General features: G+C 50.0%; 15 protein-coding genes. 7 read left to right on the top strand and 8 right to left on the bottom strand.

Translation table 11 applies throughout. The features are described 5' to 3' along the window. Positions 1–2 precede the first annotated feature (2 nt). The 7 genes from ACN0R8_RS15200 to ACN0R8_RS15230 all read right to left on the bottom strand — a co-directional run bounded on the left by ACN0R8_RS15200 (position 3) and on the right by ACN0R8_RS15230 (position 8,830). A complete protein-coding gene (locus tag ACN0R8_RS15200) occupies positions 3–2,045 on the bottom strand; it encodes a methyl-accepting chemotaxis protein (protein ID WP_417598882.1) in 2,043 nt (680 codons plus the stop codon). Positions 2,046–2,289: 244 nt separating this feature from the next. Beyond that, a complete protein-coding gene (locus tag ACN0R8_RS15205; protein WP_417598884.1) occupies positions 2,290–3,018 on the bottom strand; it encodes a glutamine amidotransferase-related protein in 729 nt (242 codons plus the stop codon). A gap of 138 nt (positions 3,019–3,156) precedes the next feature. Beyond that, the gene (locus ACN0R8_RS15210; RefSeq protein ID WP_417598886.1) at positions 3,157–3,975 is read right to left on the bottom strand and encodes an ABC transporter permease subunit; all 819 of its coding nucleotides are present in this window, start codon (positions 3,973–3,975) and stop codon (positions 3,157–3,159) included. Next, positions 3,975–4,928, bottom strand: coding sequence for an ABC transporter permease subunit (locus ACN0R8_RS15215; protein ID WP_417598888.1), 954 nt, complete (start codon positions 4,926–4,928; stop codon positions 3,975–3,977). The genes ACN0R8_RS15210 and ACN0R8_RS15215 overlap by 1 nt, the downstream gene beginning before the upstream one ends. Further along, entirely contained in the window at positions 4,925–6,091 is a 1,167-nt protein-coding gene (locus ACN0R8_RS15220) for an ABC transporter ATP-binding protein (RefSeq protein ID WP_417598890.1), read from the bottom strand. The genes ACN0R8_RS15215 and ACN0R8_RS15220 overlap by 4 nt, the downstream gene beginning before the upstream one ends. 76 nt (positions 6,092–6,167) lie before the next feature. Next, entirely contained in the window at positions 6,168–7,259 is a 1,092-nt protein-coding gene (locus ACN0R8_RS15225) for a polyamine ABC transporter substrate-binding protein (RefSeq protein WP_417598892.1), read from the bottom strand. Between the two features lie 197 nt (positions 7,260–7,456). Further along, positions 7,457–8,830, bottom strand: coding sequence for a glutamine synthetase family protein (locus ACN0R8_RS15230; protein WP_417598894.1), 1,374 nt, complete (start codon positions 8,828–8,830; stop codon positions 7,457–7,459). 385 nt (positions 8,831–9,215) lie between these two features. Between ACN0R8_RS15230 and ACN0R8_RS15235 the strand changes: the two genes are divergently transcribed. The 3 genes from ACN0R8_RS15235 to ACN0R8_RS15245 all read left to right on the top strand — a co-directional run bounded on the left by ACN0R8_RS15235 (position 9,216) and on the right by ACN0R8_RS15245 (position 12,800). After that, positions 9,216–9,926: a GntR family transcriptional regulator gene (locus tag ACN0R8_RS15235; protein ID WP_417598896.1), complete on the top strand. Its 711-nt coding sequence runs from the start codon at positions 9,216–9,218 to the stop codon at positions 9,924–9,926. Between the two features lie 460 nt (positions 9,927–10,386). Further along, the gene (locus tag ACN0R8_RS15240) at positions 10,387–11,763 is read left to right on the top strand and encodes an aspartate aminotransferase family protein (RefSeq protein ID WP_417598898.1); all 1,377 of its coding nucleotides are present in this window, start codon (positions 10,387–10,389) and stop codon (positions 11,761–11,763) included. A 227-nt stretch (positions 11,764–11,990) separates the two neighbouring features. Beyond that, on the top strand, positions 11,991–12,800 hold the full coding sequence (locus ACN0R8_RS15245) for a response regulator transcription factor (RefSeq protein ID WP_417598900.1): 810 nt from the start codon (positions 11,991–11,993) through the stop codon (positions 12,798–12,800). A 75-nt stretch (positions 12,801–12,875) separates the two neighbouring features. Here ACN0R8_RS15245 and ACN0R8_RS15250 read toward each other — a convergent pair whose 3' ends face one another. Continuing rightward, positions 12,876–13,841 carry a GlxA family transcriptional regulator gene (locus ACN0R8_RS15250; protein ID WP_417598902.1) on the bottom strand — a complete coding sequence of 322 codons (966 nt, stop codon included), beginning with the start codon at positions 13,839–13,841 and terminating at the stop codon, positions 12,876–12,878. A gap of 167 nt (positions 13,842–14,008) precedes the next feature. On the opposite strand from ACN0R8_RS15250, the gene ACN0R8_RS15255 reads away from it, so the two are divergent. From ACN0R8_RS15255 to ACN0R8_RS15270, 4 genes are all read left to right on the top strand, one after another. Continuing rightward, the gene (locus ACN0R8_RS15255) at positions 14,009–14,515 is read left to right on the top strand and encodes a cysteine hydrolase family protein (RefSeq protein ID WP_417598904.1); all 507 of its coding nucleotides are present in this window, start codon (positions 14,009–14,011) and stop codon (positions 14,513–14,515) included. 239 nt (positions 14,516–14,754) lie between these two features. Next, positions 14,755–15,477 (top strand): hypothetical protein, encoded by a 723-nt coding sequence (locus tag ACN0R8_RS15260; protein ID WP_417598906.1) that lies wholly within the window; start codon positions 14,755–14,757, stop codon positions 15,475–15,477. A 3-nt stretch (positions 15,478–15,480) separates the two neighbouring features. Beyond that, the gene (locus ACN0R8_RS15265) at positions 15,481–17,364 is read left to right on the top strand and encodes a GMC family oxidoreductase (protein ID WP_417598908.1); all 1,884 of its coding nucleotides are present in this window, start codon (positions 15,481–15,483) and stop codon (positions 17,362–17,364) included. Next, complete coding sequence (locus tag ACN0R8_RS15270) at positions 17,361–18,893, top strand: multicopper oxidase family protein (RefSeq protein ID WP_417598910.1); 1,533 nt, start codon at positions 17,361–17,363, stop codon at positions 18,891–18,893. Before ACN0R8_RS15265 ends, ACN0R8_RS15270 begins: the two co-directional genes overlap by 4 nt. Positions 18,894–18,970 lie beyond the last annotated feature (77 nt).

The raw sequence follows: 18,970 nt of genomic DNA on the forward strand, positions 1-18,970 counted from the left end.
GTTCAGACCTTAAAACGAGCCGTCAGACCGGACAGGTCATCAGAGAGCGTAAGCAGTCGCTCACTTTGATGCGATGAGCGTTCGGCACCCTCTGTGGTTTGGGTCGTGATGGTATGAATCTCAGTCAGGCTATGGCTGATATCCGCAACAGTCACACTCTGCTGATCAGTAGCAGTGGCGACCTGGGCATTCATCTGGCTCATGGACTGGACGGTATCACTCACCTGGTGTAGCGCCTCAAGGCTGATGTTAAGCTGCTCGCTGTATTCCGTAGCCTCTTCACTACAGCCGGACAGCGTTACAGCAGCCTGTTGAGCACCGTTCTGCAGATGCAGAATAATATCCTCGATCTCACCGACAGACTGTTGGGTGCGGGATGCCAGAGAGCGAACCTCGTCAGCTACAACAGCAAAACCTCGTCCCGCCTCTCCGGCGCGGGCGGCTTCAATGGCAGCATTTAACGCTAAAAGATTGGTCTGCTCCGCCACAGAACGAATCACATCCACCACATCACCGATACCATCACTGCGCTCTTTCAGATCTGTCACCTGCTGCATCGAAACCTGAACCTGAGCTGCAAGGTGAGCAATAGCCTTCCGACTCTGCTCCAAATCCTGATGGCTGCTCCGCAAGACCTCACCCGCCTGCTGAGCACTCATCCGGGTCTGCTCAGCATGTTCGGCCACCTCAAAAGCACTGGCTTCCATCTCGCTGGCTGTCGCCGCCAGTCGGTTAGTTTGTGTGCTTTGCTGCTCAGCACCGGTAAGCGTCTGATCACCAATTGTCCGACTGATTTGCGCCGCCTCATGCACCGCCTGAACCGTATGGCTGATCTGGTCCACCAGATCGTGCAGATGCTGAGCCAGTGTATTGGTGCTGACCGCAACCTGAGTGATCTCATCATTGCCCTCTACAGGCACACGGGTGGTCAGGTCACCTTCGGCAATACGGCCAATTGCCCCAACCAGTCTTGCCAGTGCTTTCTGCAGATAACGGATAAGACGAGCACCAAGGAACAGAGACAGAAGCATGGCCGCCAGAGCACCCAGTACAATAATATTCTTACCCTGAGAGAGGGTATCCAGCGTATTGGCTGTGGCGCTATTGGCCTGATCCTGGGCCGACTGAATAAAGACCGAAATCTGCTGCTCGCTCTGTGCCACAAGCTGCTCAATTCTGAGCATTAGCTGCTCTGATTGCTGCATCGCTTCAAGCGATGCCAGATGCTGCGGCAACGTCAGCTGAGGGTCAACCAGCTGCGCTTTATAGGGCAGCCAGGATTCGTTAAGAAGATCGGCTACTTCCTGATCCAGTGCCGGAGCCTTCGCAATGGCTTTTTCGATAAACACCAGCTTATTCTGTATCTCATCGGCCGCCTTGCGAGCTTCATCATAACGCTTTGTTTGTAAAAGCTGACGAATACCCGTATTCATAAAAGCGATATCGTCACGAATCGGCTTTAGTAGGGAGAGATATTCATACCGGAACTCTTCAAATAGCAGGTCTTCAAGTGTGTAACCCATTTCTGATGTCAGGTACTTAAAGTCTTTTGCCTGATCAGCAACAATCTGTTGCCCCTGCTGGTAAACCATCTGCGCCTGTATCATCTGTCTGGCCAGGGTGAAAATCTGTGCACTAAGCTGCTCAGCCTCGCTAACCCCCTTCACCCCCAGAGCCTTAAGTTGAGCAAAGTCCTGCTCAAATGCCTGCCCCAGCCCCTGCAGACGGCCTTCAATGGCCCCACGGTCAGTCTGATGACCTGTTATAAGCTGTAGCAACAGGTACTTGGTTTCCGCCAGGTTACCCCTGAGATTACCACTGAGATAGACCCTTGGTGACGCTTTATTGACCACCACCCCAACATCACGCCCGACAGAATTAAAGCTGTAATACGCGCTGGCAGAGGTCAACATAAAGAGCAACAAAATCAGTCCCAGTGTTAGCGTAATACGCAGACTGACTGAAAGTGACGCAAAGCGGGACAAGCCTTTGTTTTCTGTAACAGAAGATGTCGGTGCTGATGCTATAGAAGCAGTAACTGGCATAATCATTTACCTTTACAGCAAAGCTGCTGCCCTTACAGGGTGATGACAAAAAGTCCGGTGCACAGTCAAAATTTGATTAAATACTCTAATTCCCGGCTAATGTCGGTTCAATTCTGTAACTGTCGATACATTTAGGGAAATTTGCGCTGAATACAGCTATGTTAAACAGAAATCGCATGGTTTTGAGTAATACAGCGACCACACCGGCAGGCTTTTTAAGCCAGCCGGTGAAGTGTCTGACCTATCAGGCCTTCGGGGCACGCTGGGTCAGAAAATCTGCCATCCAGTGAGCCACCATTACAGAGTCGGTTTCGGCATCTTTATCGTTAACCATAGCCAGACCCAGTTCAGCTACCTCGTCGGGAATCACATCGCCTTTACGTAAAGCGATCAGTTTATTCTCGTAGCTGATACTAAACTCCGGGTGCGCCTGAAGTGTCATAATGCGATCATCATAGACAAGTCCTGCGTAGGTACAAAAATCAGAGGTTGCGAATACTTCAGCATTATCCGGCTTGGTCAGCACCTGATCCTGATGCATGGCACTGATGCAGAATGACGATGGTGCACCCTTCAGAAAATCAAAAGCAGGATTCACCTCATAACTATGTAGCCCTACCCCCCAGCCACCGGAATATTTATCCACCTGACCGCCAAAGGCATCGGCTACAATCTGGTGACCAAAGCAGATTCCCACCAAAGGGCGCTCGGCCCGATGGATATCAAGAACCAGAGTCTTTAGTTGCTGCATCCAGGGCAGATTTTGATACACATTGAACTTAGAGCCGGTAATAATCCAGCCGTCACAGTCTGTAGCTCCGCCGGGAAATTGCCCATCACGCACATCATAAACCTGATATTCAAAGGCGTGGCCGGACTGCTGAAACAGCTGCACAAACAGATCTGCGTAAGAGCCATACTCGTTAATTAATTCATCTGGCGTAATACCGGTCGCCAAAATACCAATTTTCATCGTCTGTACCTGTTACCGTAATCGTTGCAGTGATTTAAGAAGTTTGAAAGATTTTCCTGATCTCAAAACCCCGGACTCCCGGCGAAAGCCGGAAGCCCTGATAGAAAAATAATGAAAATAAAACAAGGTCACCCGTGATCAGTTATCCGGTTGAGCCAGCAGGCGAGCCTGACGGCGCATCTGATACATGGCCCCGATAACCCCCAGAGCAACCACCAGAATCATCAGTGTTGCCAGAGCATTAACTTCAGGTGTTACACCCAGTCGAACTTTGGAGAAGATCACCATTGGCAGAGTGCTGTTACCCGGCCCGGATACAAAACTGGCGATCACCAGATCATCCAGCGACAGGGTAAACGACAGCAACCAACCGGAGATAATCGCCGGAGAGATCAGGGGCAGCGTCACCAGAAAGAACAGAGAGGAAGGTTTCGCCCCCAGATCCATCGCCGCTTCTTCCAGTGACTCATCCATCGAAGAGAGGCGGGCCTGCACAATGACCGCCACATACGCCATGCAGAAGGTGGTGTGCGCAATGATGATGGTGCCTGTGCCACGACCCGCGGGCCAGCCAAAGGCGGCTTCCATCGCCACAAACAGCAGCAGCAAAGACAAACCTGTGATCACTTCAGGCATCACCAAAGGGGCTGATATCCAGCCGGACAGAATCATCTTGCCCCGGAACGGGCCAAAGCGACTCAGAACAAAACCTGCCATGGTGCCCAATACGACGGCCAGTGTGGCGGTGATAAACGCGATCTTAAAACTCAGTAGCGCTGCATCGATAATCTGATCGTTGCGGAACAGCTCGGCATACCATTTCAGAGACCAGCCGCCCCAAACCGTTACCAGTTTGGAGGCATTAAAGCTGTAAATGATCAACGCGATAATCGGCGCGTAGAGAAAGAGAAAACCAAAGCCTGCGCTTATATTTAAAAATAGTGAACGGCGTTTCATTATGCAGTCCCCTCTTTGCCCTGGCTGTTACGGATCAGCATGATCGGCAACACCAGAATAATCAGCATGACAACAGCAACCGCAGATGCCATCGGCCAGTCACGATTCAGGAAGAACTCATCCCAAAGCACACGACCTATCATCAGGGTATCGGAACCACCTAGCAGCGCCGGAATCACAAACTCACCCACCGCCGGGATAAATACCAGCAGACAGCCTGCAACCACACCGGGCATCGCCAAAGGCAACGTAATCAGAAAAAAGCTCTGATACGGGCGGGCACCCAGATCTTCTGCGGCTTCCAACAGGGTCATATCCATTTTTTCCAGCGCGCTATACAGAGGCAGCACCATAAAGGGCAGGTAGGTGTAAACAATACCGATATAGACCGCAAAGTCCGTCTGCATCATGATTAACGGCTGATCAATCAGCCCCAGACTCATCAGGGTTTCATTGATCAGACCGTTCTTTTTCAGCAGCCCCATCCAGGCGTAAACCCGCAGCAGGAAAGAGGTCCAGAACGGCAGAATAACCAGGGCTAACAGCAAGGCACGGGTTGAACCTTCGGTACGGGCCATCAGATAAGCGATAGGGAAAGCGACCAAAAGCGTAAAGAATGTCGAGATGGCGGCTACCTTAATCGAACTCAGATAAGCGCTAAGGTAGAAGTCATCTTCCAGTAAAAACAGGTAATTACTCAGACTGATCTTTAAGGTGACGTAGGCCTCTTCCAGGTTCCAGTCCAGAATCGGAGTATAAGGCGGTACCGCAATGGCCGCCTCAGACAGTGAGATTTTGAACACCACGACAAAAGGAATAAAGAAGAAGATCGCCAACCAGAGATAAGGTACCGAAACCACCGAGAAACGGCCCCAGTTCACCCGGCGGAAGAAATTGTATCGGGTCATCTTGGCATAGGAGTCATTGATCCATGCAATCTTGGAAGCACTCATGACGTTAACACCACACAGCTGTCCATATCCCACGACAGAAAGACTTTGTCGTCCCAGGTAAAGCGGCCACCGGATTCACGATTAGTGTTCGGCTGAGTTACACGAACTTCTTTGCCACTGGCCAGTTTAACTTTAAAGACCGACAGGCTACCCATGTAGGCGATATCCAGAATGGTGCCCTGCAAACAGTTATATTGCTGGTTCGGGCGAATTTCGCTGACCCGGATTTTTTCAGGACGAACAGCAACGTGGACTTCCTGATTCGGCGCACAGCTGATGCCATGGTTAACGCGGAGTTCACCACCGGCTTCCGGTGATGTCACGCAGACAGTATCAGGCTCATCGACCGTCACCTGCCCTTCAAAAAGGTTCACCGAACCAACAAACTCCGCCACAAAGCGGCTATTCGGATATTCATAGACATCCTGAGGTTCATCGGTTTGTACAATGACACCGTGATTCATCACACCGATACGGGAAGCCAGCGTCATCGCCTCTTCCTGATCGTGGGTCACCACCACAAAGGTCACACCCAGTTCATCCTGAATATTGATCAGTTCGAACTGTGTTTCTTCACGCAGTTTTTTGTCCAGAGCACCCAAAGGCTCATCCAGCAGGAGCAGTTTAGGTCGCTTAATCAGAGAACGGGCCAAAGCCACACGCTGACGCTGACCACCGGACAGTTGATTGGGTTTGCGCTTACCCAGATGACCCAACTGAACCAGACTCAGCATTTCGGCAACGCGTTTTTTAACTTCCGCCCCGCGAATACCTTCACGCTTAAGACCAAAAGCAACATTTTCCGCAACCGTCAGATGAGGGAAAAGCGCGTAGGACTGAAACATCATATTGACCGGTCGGTTCCAGGGCTGGGTCCCCCCCATATCGACGCCATCAATCAGAATCCGGCCACTTGTGGGTGTTTCAAAGCCCGCCAGCATACGTAACAGTGTACTTTTACCGGAGCCGGACCCCCCCAGTAAACAAAAGAGTTCATTCTTGTAGATATCCAGCGAAATGTTGTCTACCGCGATAAAATCATCGAATTTTTTTGTAATGTTTTCGATCTGAACAAACGGCTGAGCATCGGTTTTCCAGCTGGGCACCTGTACGTTCGTCCGTTCACTGATTTGACTAAGATCTGTATGTTGCGGAGAAGTCATAAAACACTCGACTCTTATGTAGTATTGTTATTGTTCAAGGCCTCCCGCCCTTTAACAGGCAGAAGGCCTCTGACCTTTATCGGCCTGTTTTGATATTGACCCAGGTACGGGTTAACAGACGGTCAAATCTTGAAGTATGGGCTTTCTGTGCAAACAGCTTGGCTTTGACAGCGTCTGAAGGATAGATGCCCGGATTAGAGATTACATCTTCATTCAGCAGAGGCTCAGCAGCTTTATTCGGCACGGCATAGTAAACATAGTTGGAAATACCCGCCGCGGTTTCACCTTGCAGGATGTAATCGATAAACTGGTGTGCTGCTTCAGGATGTGGCGCATCAGCAGGAATAGCCAGCAGATCGAACCAGATCAGCGTTCCCTCTTTCGGGATGGAATAGCCAACATTGACACCCTGACCGGCCTCTTCTGCCCGGCTTTGCGCCTGCAGGATGTCGCCGTTGTAGCCCAGTGCCACACAGATATCACCATTGGCCAGATCTGAGATATATTTGCCGGAATGGAAGTACTTGTAGTCGCCACGCACCTTTTCCAGCACTTCAGCACCCTTTTTCAGGTCTTTTTTGCTTTCAGAGTTCGGATCAACCCCAGCGTAGTTCTGGGCGATTGCCATCACTTCTGCCGGAGAGTCCAGCACACCAATACCGCAATCTTTCAGTTTAGCCGTCACTTCCGGGTTAAAAATCAGATCCAGAGTGTCAAACTCCATATCCCCTAAGCGAGCTTTTACTGCATCGACATTATAGCCCAGACCGACCGTTCCCCAAGCATAAGGTATGTTGTGCAGGTTACCTTCGTCGTGACTGGAAATTTTCTCCACCAGAGCAGCATCCAGGTTACCCAGATTACTCAGTTTGGATTTATCAATCTCACTATAGATTCCGGCCTGCAGCTGGCGTTCCAGGAAAGCACCGGTAGGGACAACAACATCATAGCCTGAACCACCAGCCATGAGCTTGGCTTCCAGAACTTCGTTACTGTCATAAACATCATAGTTAACCTTGATACCCGTTTCCTTCTCAAATCGGGTAATCGCTTCCGGCTCAATATAGTCGGACCAGTTATAGATGTTCAGCACCTTATCATCGGCAAGGGCATTACCGGCAAGTAGTGCACTGCATACAGACAGGGTAAGGGCTTTTTTTATTGTCATGTTCAGTTCCTCTGAAAGAGCACGCCCGATCAAGGTGTCGTGCATTATTTTTTATCGTAGATTGCGGGTTAATTCATTCTTCTTCCTAAACGTTCCGGCCAGAAGGCTGGCCTCCCGGATCGAATCATTTTCATGGCAGGCATAACCGCCTTTACCTGTCTGCTACCCTGCCGGTCTCACACTGAGAGCAGGTCGGTTTACAGATAGGCTTCATATTCGATATCAGAGATACGCCCCTGAATCTTGCGCTGCTCCTGCTCTTTGGCAGCCGAGAACACACGGATAAAGGATTCACCCATATACTCTTTCAGCACTTCACTCTCTTTCAGTGCTTCAGTGGCATCATCCCAGCGGGTTGGCAGACGAGGCAGATCACGCGCCTCAGCTTCAGCATAAGCGTCACCTTCAATTGCAGATGGTGGCTGAAGCTTGTTCTCAATACCGTATAAAGCACCTGCAAGCACAGAGGCCAGTACCAGATATGGGTTAGCATCAGCACCGGACACACGGTGCTCAATACGACGGGCCACAGGCTCACTTTCCGGTACACGCAGGGCAACAGTACGGTTCTCATAACCCCAGCTGGCAAATGTCGGCGCATGAGCACCAGCGGCAAAGCGTCGGTATGAATTCAGATGAGGTGCAAAGATCAGCATACTGTCAGCCATGGTTTCCATCAGTCCTGCAATGGCATGACGCAGAAGTTCAGAACCCGCTTCAGTGCCATCGTTAAAGACGTTATTACCGTCGTTATCGATCAGGCTGAAATGCGTGTGGAAACCATTACCGCTCTTATCGGCATAAGGTTTAGCCATAAAGGTCGCACCATAACCGTGCTTACGGGCAACGCCTTTAACCAGACGTTTGAACAGGGTAGCGTGGTCTCCAGCCAGAGCCGGATCAGCCACATGCATCAGGTTGATTTCAAACTGACCGGGGCCCAACTCAGAAATAATCGTATCCGCCGGAATGCCCTGCTCCTCGCAAGCGCTGCGGACATCGGCAAAAAAGGAGGAAAGGCCATCCATCTCTTCAATGGAGTAGCAGTCCGTCTCCGTCAGACGACGACCATGACCTTCCGCAAGAACTGGCGGCTCAGGGAAACGCTGCTCTTCAGAAGCTCCATCCAGCAGATAGAACTCCAACTCGGTGGCCATCACAGGCGTCAGACCGATCCGGGCAAAGCGATCAACAATACTCAGCAGAATTTGGCGAGGGTCGGCATCAAAAGGTTTACCATCCGGATCAAACATCATGGCCAACACCTGATCCCGGGGAGCATCCGCCCAGGGTACATTCACAGGATTTGCATGCACCGGCATACAAACGCCATCACTGTCGCCGGTTTCAAAAACCAGGCCATTTTCCAGTACATCATCACCCCAGTTATCAAAACCGATAACAGAGCGCGGTAGCTTAACGCCCTCTTTAAACGCCTTCTCTGAACCATTAGCCGGCATACGTTTACCGCGCAGATTCCCATTCAGGTCGGTAATAAACAGATCAAACTCTTTGTTGCCGGTATCTGAGCTATCAAAGCTCTTGTTATCACCATTAAAATTCACAGACATTTTCTATCTCTCTTATAAAACTTTGCGAAATGCGCCAGCCGTCATACTTCTTGCATCGGAATCAGCCGGACAAAAAAATTGAAGCCTTGCTACCACCTGATACCGGAAATACTTTGATGTCATAGCGTGACCCGTATCAGGAAAAACTTATTTATTTGTGATCACATTTTCTGTTAATGATATGATCACAAATAAATAACTCGGTCAATCTATCCGGTTAAAGATTTTTATCTGCACCATTTTGGTGATCACAAGCCAGGAAACGCACCTTAATTGTGATACCTTGCATTGCAGGTCAGAAGTTGCGGAGCAAAGACCGAATCAGCGTCTAAAACAACAAAAATATACAGTGTCTTAAATAAACACGGGATCAGGCGGCCAAATAATGGACAAAAAATCACCGATACAAATTACATTAACCAAGCGTGACGAAGCTGTAACTATCACCCAGTGGGTATATAGCACCTTGCGCAACGCGGTCATGAATGGCCAGATCCTCCCCGGCCGGGCGCTAACCATACGTGAACTGGCAGCTATACTGGACGTCAGCCCAATGCCGGTGCGGGAAGCGCTACGTCAACTGGCTGCAGAAAATGCCCTGGAAATTCAGGGAAATCGTCGGGTTATGGTGCCAAAGATGACCGCCATGAAATTCAGTGAACTGTGCGAAGCCCGTATCACTCTGGAGTCTCATGCGGCAGCACGCGCTCTGCCCTATATTGATAACAACAAGCTTGCAGAACTGATCGCACTGGATAAAGAGATCGATGAAGCTCAGGAAAACGGCAACCTGGAGCAGATCACCATCCGTAACCAACGCTTTCACCGCTGCCTCTACACGGCAAACCCGCACCAGATCACCCTGCCTCTTATTGAAAGCCTCTGGTTGCAGCTTGGCCCCTTCATGAAACTGGCAAACTCGCGCCTGAAGGAGCACTACACCATTGACCGGCACAATGAAGCTCTTGAAGCGATCAATAAAAAAGATGCCCTGGCCCTTCAGATGGCCATTGCATCAGATATCCGGGAGGGCTTTGCATTTGCAGGGACGCCGGAGCTGCTTTATAACTTTATTGAACAGTCAGGGGCTGAATAAAACAGAATAGAACAGAACTAGCGCAGCCCCATTGCCAATCCGGACGATACAGCCTCTGCTAATGCGGGCAGGACACCTGAAGGAGGGAGGGCTGCGCAGCCTCCGCTTAACCAGAGAACCCTACCTCGCTGATCTGCCCTTATGGCACCTCTCCTCAAATTTCGTGATCACAGCCAACAAAACACAGAACCGCACAGCAAGAAAATAGCCCTTAAAAATCAACAATATGACAAGACCTTGCCACTTTGTGATCAAAATAGCTCAATGGATCGTTTGACTTTTCTTTTTTGTGATCACAAAATAAAGAACTAATTACCATAAAGACTGAATAATACGTTATAACCTGATCACAAATGACCTATAAAAAATGGCTTTGATAAGGCATACAGCACTCACTCAACAGGCTGAATCAAACAATATCGGACATTAGCATAGGCACAACCAACCAGAGGATTAGCAAATGGCTGCTGAAAACAACAACACTCAAGCGTGGCAGGCACTGGATGCAAAACACCACCTGCACCCATTTACCGACACCGGCGCACTGAACCAAAAAGGTGCACGTGTTATCACCAAAGCAGAAGGTGTTTACCTTTGGGATAGTGAAGGCCAAAAGATGCTGGACGGTATGGCCGGTCTTTGGTGTGTGAACATGGGCTATGGTCGTCAGGAGCTTATCGATGCAGCATATGAGCAGATGAAGACGCTGCCCTTCTACAACACCTTTTTCCAGACCACTCATCTGCCGGTGGCTAAATTAGCTCAGGCCATTGCTGAAGTAACGCCAGGTGATCTGAACCGGATCTTCTTCGCCAACTCCGGATCAGAAGCGATCGACACCATTATCCGCATGGTTCGCACTTACTGGGTTACTCAGGGTAAGCCCTATAAAAACATTTTGATTGGCCGTGAAAATGGTTATCACGGCAGCACCCTTGGCGGGGCAAGTCTGGGCGGAATGAGCGGTATGCACAAACAGGGCATCCCGATGGTGGGCGGCATTGAGCACATTCGTCAGCCCTACTGGTATGGCGAAGGTGGCGACATGACCGAGGAAGCATTCGGTCTGGCCTGCGCGAAAGCCCTGGAAGAGCGTATTCTTCAGGTGGGCCCGGATAACGTGGCGGCCTTTATCGGTGAGCCGATTCAGGGCGCTGGCGGCGTTATTGTACCGCCGGCAAATTACTGGGCAGAGATCCAGAAAATCTGTAAAAAATACGACATTCTGCTGGTTGCGGATGAAGTGATCTGTGGCTTTGGCCGTACCGGCAGCTGGTTTGGCAGTCAAACTCTAGGAATTGAGCCGGATCTGATCTCTATGGCGAAAGGCCTATCGTCCGGTTACCTGCCCATCTCCGCCGTCGCAGTGGGAGATCGCGTTGCGGATGCTCTGGAAGGGATGGGCGAAGACTTTAATCATGGCTTTACCTATTCGGGCCATCCGGCGGCAGCAGCGGTTGCTCTGGCAAACATCGAACTGATGAAGAAAGAAAATATCATTGAGTATGTTGCCAAGGATATCGGCCCTTACCTACAGAAAAAACTACGCGAAACCCTACAGGATCATCCTCTGGTGGGCACCATCGACGGTGTTGGCCTGATCGCCGGGTTTGCCCTGATGAAAGATAAAACCACTAAAGAGCAGTTCCCGTCTGATATTGATGTCGGCTATATCTGCCGTGAGCACTGCTTTAACAATGGCCTGATCATCCGTGCTGTTGGCAGCCGTATGGTGATGTCTCCGCCACTGGTGATCACCCATGCTGAAGTGGATGAGCTGTGCGAGAAAACGAAATATTGCCTTGATCTGACATTGGAATCTGTCAATCAGCTGTAATCCACTGAAGGCCTCCTCACCGGGAGGCCTGATTTCAGACAGGAGCAGCCCACCCGGTTCGTCCGCTAATGTCGGAAAACAAACCAAACAAATAAAACAATAAAGCCATGCAATTAATTCAACCAAACCGGATAATCAGAAGCAGGTTTTTATCAGCAGTAAAATCTGACACCACACAGCAAACCGCCTCAACATTACACACTGCAGCCACCGGAGTGACATCGTCTATGCAAAGCAAAAATCATCCGGAGCTTATTACTGCCCATTGCGCCCGGGATATCGCATCCCTGATTAACCATATTAAAGTCCCTAGTTTTATGCCCGTGCTGGAAGAGGTGCTCAGCAATCACTGTAATTTTGATACTATCTTAGTGGTCACCTACAAAAAGTCTTTTAAACCCATCATTCTGCACCCGAAAGATCCGGCAGAACACAGCCCGACTCTCAAAGCCTATATCGATAAAGCCTATATTCTCGATCCTTTGTTTAACAGTATTCAGAACGGCCCGGGGGCAAACGTATCACGGCTGGTTGATATCGCACCGGACTCTTTTGATCAGACAGAGTATTACCAGTCCTGCTACCGTAAGTTTGACCTGGTGGATGAAGTCAATATGACCATTTCTCTAAGCCAGCATACAACCTGTGCTATCGCCCTGGGGCGTAAATCAGCCCTGGGCACTATCACCCGTGCCGAGCTGAACCGGCTTAAAAGTATCTTTCCGGTCATTGAGGCACTGATTCAGCAATTCTGGCAGGCGCAATCCGGTGAATTTGTAAAATATGAGAAATCAGAGGGGCCCCTCAAACAAGCACTAAAGACCTTCGCCAGTGGCGTGCTGACCCAGCGTGAGCAAGAGATTCTGGGACTTATTCTTCAGGGACACTCATCCAAGGCGATAGCAGACCTTCTCAGTATCAGTGTCGGCACCGTTAAAGTGCACCGTAAAAACATTCACAGCCGCCTGAACACCTCAACTCAGTCTGAAATTTTTACGCTGTTTTTAAACCATCTGAACAATCTTGAAAACGGATAACATGGCAATTCAGACCAAACATTGATTACCAGACCCGAAAGCGCACCAAAGCTGGGCGCTTTTTTTGCCATCAGCTCACGATGATTCCCTGAACCTCTGCCGAAACTCTCCCGGTGTCAGCCCCATAATGCGGACAAACAATTTACGGCAGGCTCCGGCATCCTCATATCCTATCTTGCGGGCGATGGTTTCAAAGGGAGCGAGACTTTCCTCCAGCAGATCACAGGCTTTCTGAATGGCATAACGCTGCATATAGTGTTTGGGCTTGTATCCGGTGGCTTTCTCGAAACGGCGAAGCAGGGTGCGCTCCCCAAGATGTACCAACCCAGCCAGTTCTGAAACCGTGGGTAATACCGGAAAGAGAGATTCAATCTGCGTCTGTGCCCGGGCAATAATGTCATCACCATGGGAGCGATCCGGCAGGAAACGCCTGTAAAAACTTTGTGCCCTGTGACCGGTATCCACCACAAGGTATTTACCCATTAAAGGCACCGTTCCCGGCATGGTATAGCGGGAAACCACCTCAAACCCCAGATCCAACCAGGACATCATACCGCCGGCAGTTAACAGCTGGCCTTCTGACACCAGAATCTGATCCAGATCCAGCTGCACGTCCGGAAACTGTCGGCGAAATAGTGACTCAAACGCCCAGTGAGTGGTTGCGCGCTTACGGTGTAAAAGCCCGCTGGCGGCAAGGATAAAACTCCCGGCACAAGCCGAGCAGATCAACCCGCTGGCGTTCTCAGCCTGATATTTAACCCACGCTGTCAGGGCCTTTGGCGGCTGCAGGTAAAATTCGCTGCGCTGCCCCGGTGGCAAAATGACAATCTGATAAGGCGCCTGCAACAAGGATTCAGTAGCAAAGCTATCACCGTCAAAATAGAGCACCTCGGGCTGGAAGCAAACGGACTGGCCCAGCTCACCAACCACCCGATTGGCAAGAATAAATAACTCCTCCAACCCGTAGACAGCAGATTTAAGACTATCCGGATAAGCCACTATTGCCACGGATACCAGCCTGGGCTTATTTGCCTGCGTCATAGCAACTCCTGACTCTGAGCCTGAAGAAAGGCAAACACCAAAATGTCGTATTTGACCTTAAATTTGTCAATTCAGACACTAATCACATAAATTATCAACCCTTAAACTGTGATGGTCAGATTCACTGATGAATAAGCCCTTAAAAATAGCAAGCTATGGAGACAGCCATGTCTGATCAGGTACTTTTGGTCATAGATCCGCAAAACGACTACTTCCCAGAGGGTAAGTACCCACTTTGGAATACTGGGCCTGTACTGGAAAAAATGAAACAGGCGATCAAAACCGCTAATGAAAAATCCATTCCGGTTATTCTGATCTGTCATGAGGGCACTGAGAATAGCCCCTTTTTTAACCCGAAAACCGTGGGTTCAGAGATTCACCCGGAGATTCAAAAACTGGTGCCCAACGCACCGGTGATCACCAAGCACTTTGCTGACAGCTTTGAGCAAACGCAACTTGCAACTCTTTTGTCAGAACTCAAGGTCAGCGAGCTTCTGCTCTGCGGTATGATGACGCAAAACTGCATCACCCATACCGCCCTGTCGAAAGAGGCAGAGTCTTATCAGGTGACCGTTGTGCAAGATGCCTGCACAACGGCTGATGCTATGATTCATGGTATTGCGGTCAATGCTCTTTCAGTCAGAACCCGACTGATTGAAGTCGAGCAAATCTGACAAAAACCAACAAACCAGAAGCCCCTGTTACTGCGAATAGCTCGTAGAATGGGGGGCGAACGCTTTTTGATCTATCACCCAACCTCTTTCACCCTGAAAAGCATCAGGTAACTTCATAGAAACAGACTTAATACTCCTTTATTGTTGTTTCAGGCGAGTAACAACGTCTTCGTCCCTCTCACAAGAACCCGAATGTCTCAATAGCGATAAGCCTAACAACAAAAATGGATTTCACCCCTATGATTCCCAAGATAAAGCAAAAGGCTCCCGGCGATGTCAACCTGCAACGACGCGCCACACTAAAGCAGCTTACGGCGCTGGCAGCTCTGTCAGTGTCCCCCAGCATCGCTTTTGCCTACACAAAAGCCGAATATTTCGATGATGAGATTTATAAAGTATTACTGAAAGTAAGTGGCTGGATTACAGGCTTCCATAGCGACTATGCAGATCTTTTTAATCCTGACCTAATATTGCTATCCCATGACCTGAGCTATTTGCAACTAATGCGAGATATCACTACTTTGCTGATTCTATCCGATAGCAACAATAAAACCGCTTTAACCCGAATCACTGAAGCCTTTAAACAAGCGGATGAGAAACCTGATGACAGTTTCTACACATCAGAAGAGCCTGTTTTCACTCCACTCCTGCGTGCTTGGTATCTGAGCCAAGTGGAGCTACCACCAGAAATGCTCACCAACCCTAATGTTCAGCGTATCTGCGGCAATCTCAGAGGCCATACTGACCCCATACCGCTACTGAACGACCAAGGCAGACTAACCGGCCAAATCAGTTATGACGAAGCCCTCACTTGGCAGGCTTGCACCTTTACCAAACCATCCGCAACCTGTGGTGGCCCTTTCGGGTACTGGCAGGACCCACCACCGGAACATAAAGCCAAAAGCCCAGATCTGTCAGCGGTGGGCCACTCAACAGGCAAACAGCCAAGAGCTGGGGTGTAATCCATGATTCCAACATATTCAGACGAGATCCTCTCACAGGAAGCCAACCCCTCAGAGCACATTGAAGCGGATGTTATTATTGTAGGTGCTGGTGTTGTCGGTGGGCTGATGGCCTGGCGGTTATCGCAGCAGGGACTGAATGTCGCCATCCTTGAGGCCGGTGCCCAAGTGGATAGGGTCGACGCGATTAAGCGCTATAAGAATGATCTGCAAAAAGATGCCAATTCCCCCTATGAAATGATGCCCTGGGCTCCTATTCCGAAAGACAGCGACCCTCTCAGCTACTATGTACAGCCAAAATTGCCCAAGGATAAACATGCCCCCCAGGAGCCTAAAAAGCAGGTCGCCTTTGACGGTTACTTTATGCGCCTAGTAGGCGGCACTTCCTGGCACTGGACCGGCCATGCTGAACGCCTTTTCCCGAATGATTTCCGCATGAAAGATGCCTATGGCGTAGGTAAAAACTGGCCAATTCGTTATGAGGATATTGAACCCTACTACCGCGAGGTAGAAGACGCCTGGGGCGTGGCCGGAGGACCAGACTGCATCGCACCGTCACCGGATATCAAATACCCGATGCCGGAAGTACCCCGCTCCTACTCCGACAAAGTGATCGGCAATGAGGTCGCAGAGAACGATCTGGGCCCAGACAGTCAACCCCTACCCCACTGTCGTAATTCGGTTCCCAGGGATGGTCGCCCTCAGTGCTGCGGCAACTCCAGCTGCCTTCCGATCTGCCCGATTGGGGCGAAATACGACGCCAGCGTTCATGTTGAGAAAGCTAAAAAACTCGGCACACGGGTACTGCCTAACCGAGTTGCTTATCAGGTAGCGGTTGATCATCAGGGGAAAATATCTGGTATCTACTACCGTAACTTTGATGCAGATCCAGAGAAGGGGCCAGTAGGACTTGCAACCGGCACCACCTATATTCTTGCGGCCCATGCGGTTGAAACCGCACGCCTGATGCTGCTGTCCGGTGGGCGGTACAATGTTCCACAAGAAGGTCTGGCAAACTCATCGGATCAAGTAGGTCGTAACCTGATGGGCTTTGCCAATATCAATACCATAGGCTATATGCCTGAAGATAAACCTCTGTACCCTTATCGTGGTCCAGTCTCAGCAACCGGTGCTTTTGGCCAATGGCGCGATGGAGATTTCCGCAAAGACTATGCCTCTATCGCCCCTTTCATTCTAAATTCGGCTTTTAAGTTCGGAACCGGCCCTTTGGATCAGGCAGAGCTTGGTATTAATAAAGGGCTCTGGGGTAAGAAACTACTAAACTATGTTAACTCCCGAACGGCTCACCAATTCAACCTCCACAGTACAATTGAGATGCTGCCAAACCCGGCGAACCGGGTCACTTTATCTTCAGAGGCAGATGCCATTGGCCTACCCCGTCCCGAGGTCAATTTTCAGCTGGATGATTACACATTACAGGGGTGTCGCGAAGCCTGGAGCTGGCACCTGAAAGTCTTTGATACCCTCGGTGTAACCACGGTACTGGATACCAAAATGCCAACGGATACTGACAACAACTGGGATGCTTTTGTGAAAGGCGAATTCAACGATCCGGCTAAGCCAAAGCAAAACTATCAGTTGAGCCTGACCTCAGGAGATGCTGTGATCGCAGGTACAGCTTGCATGGGGGAAAACCCGGAAACCGCCGTGGTTAGCGCCCAATGCCAGAGCTTTGATCATAACAACCTGTATATTGTCGGCACCGTAAATTACTGCTCTGTGGGCAGTGCGTCACCATCATTAACGGCTGCAGCCTTAGGACTGAGAGCCGCTGATCGCATTGCAAAACAGGTTTTTAACAAAGAAACAACAACGCAGATAACGGGTATTAAAACGAAGAGTCTTCAGGGAGCGCAGCAGATATGAAGCACCGTTCAGATCAACCACACCATTCATCTGCGCCCAAACAGGCAGGCTCTCCACGCCTACACCGTCGCGCTCTGCTTAAAGGAATGGGATTAACTGCACTCGGTAGTATGGCAGGACTGGGCATTGGCTGTGCACTACCCAGAATACGCCGTGAAGTATCCGAAGGTGAGCTCCTGATCAACCCTACTGAGGTGTCGGCAGACAATGGCCTGCTTAATGTCACTATCAAAGCGCAATACGGCCAGTATCGTCTTGCAGGTAAGGATGTGATGCTGCGCTGCTATGATGGCAAACCGATCGGTAACACACTTCGGGTAAAGACGGGTGATACTCTGCGCCTGACGCTGGAAAACCACCTACCCTATGATCCTTTGCAGGAACTTTGCACGGCGGTTCCCACAGTTGAAGACAATACGCCCAAAGGCTTTAACGTCACTAATATGCATGTACATGGTGTGCATGTCTCACCTGAAAGCCCATCGGATAATATTCTGCTCTTGGTTGGTTACAAGCAAACTGAACATTACCGCTATGAAATCCCGTCTGATCACCCTCCAGGTACTTATTTTTATCACGCCCATTTTCATGGTTCAGTGGCTTTGCAAGTCGCCAGTGGCATGGCGGGGGCATTGATTATTGAAGGTCCATTAGATGAAATACCTGAAATAAAAGCAGCCAAGGAACAGGTGCTCTGCTTTCAGACTCCTAGGGTAAATAAGACCGGTGTTTGTGAAAATTATACGGTACTCGATCAACCTGGAGACACCTTGATTAACGGTCAGCTAAAGCCTGTTATCCGGATGAGTCCAGGAGAGGTGCAGCGCTGGCGCCTGGTCAATGCTAGTCATATGGATAATATGCTGTTTGGTATTCAGGATCAGGGGTTCACGGCCCTTTGTTTTGATGGCAACCCTCTGGATTACAGTAAAATAATGGACACAGCTGTGCTCATCCCCGGAAACCGGGCAGACATACTAGTGAAGGCCGGAGCAGAGCCGCGCAGACAGGCAATCTATCGGGACATTTCTCAAGAAGACAGCGAAGACAATATTATTGCTTGGCTGGAGGTTACAGCAGATACAGCCAAAGATATGCCGCTTTACTCAGGTGCCTTACCAAGGCCCGACGGGCTGGACGACATTGAGCCGGAGGAAGTCACTTTCGGCCGACGTTTGGAATTTGGCATGTCTGGTGATCCGAAGGGTCGAAAATATACAGTCAATGGCCAACCCTTCTCATGTCTTGATGCTTGGCAGATCCCTCTCAACGCGGTTGAAGAGTGGGAGGTGTACAACCATACCTCCGAGTCTCACCCGTTTCATATCCACGTTAACCCTTTTCAGATGATATCCGGCGGCGATGTAGAACCGGGCACCTGGCTGGATACCGTGAACCTGAAGCCTTTTGAGCGTATCCGTTTCAGAACCCGCTTCCAGGATTTCACCGGAACTTTTGTCTTCCACTGCCATAATCTGACCCACGAAGACCTGGGCATGATGCAGGCTGTTAACGTCTACAAACCGTAAAATAGACTAGGCTTAGGCTCACTAGAAAACAACCGGAGCCATGGCTCCGGTCTTTCTGTCATCCATATCACACGATG

Source organism: Oceanospirillum sp. (genome assembly GCF_048265165.1).
Classification (GTDB): domain Bacteria; phylum Pseudomonadota; class Gammaproteobacteria; order Pseudomonadales; family Halomonadaceae; genus Oceanospirillum.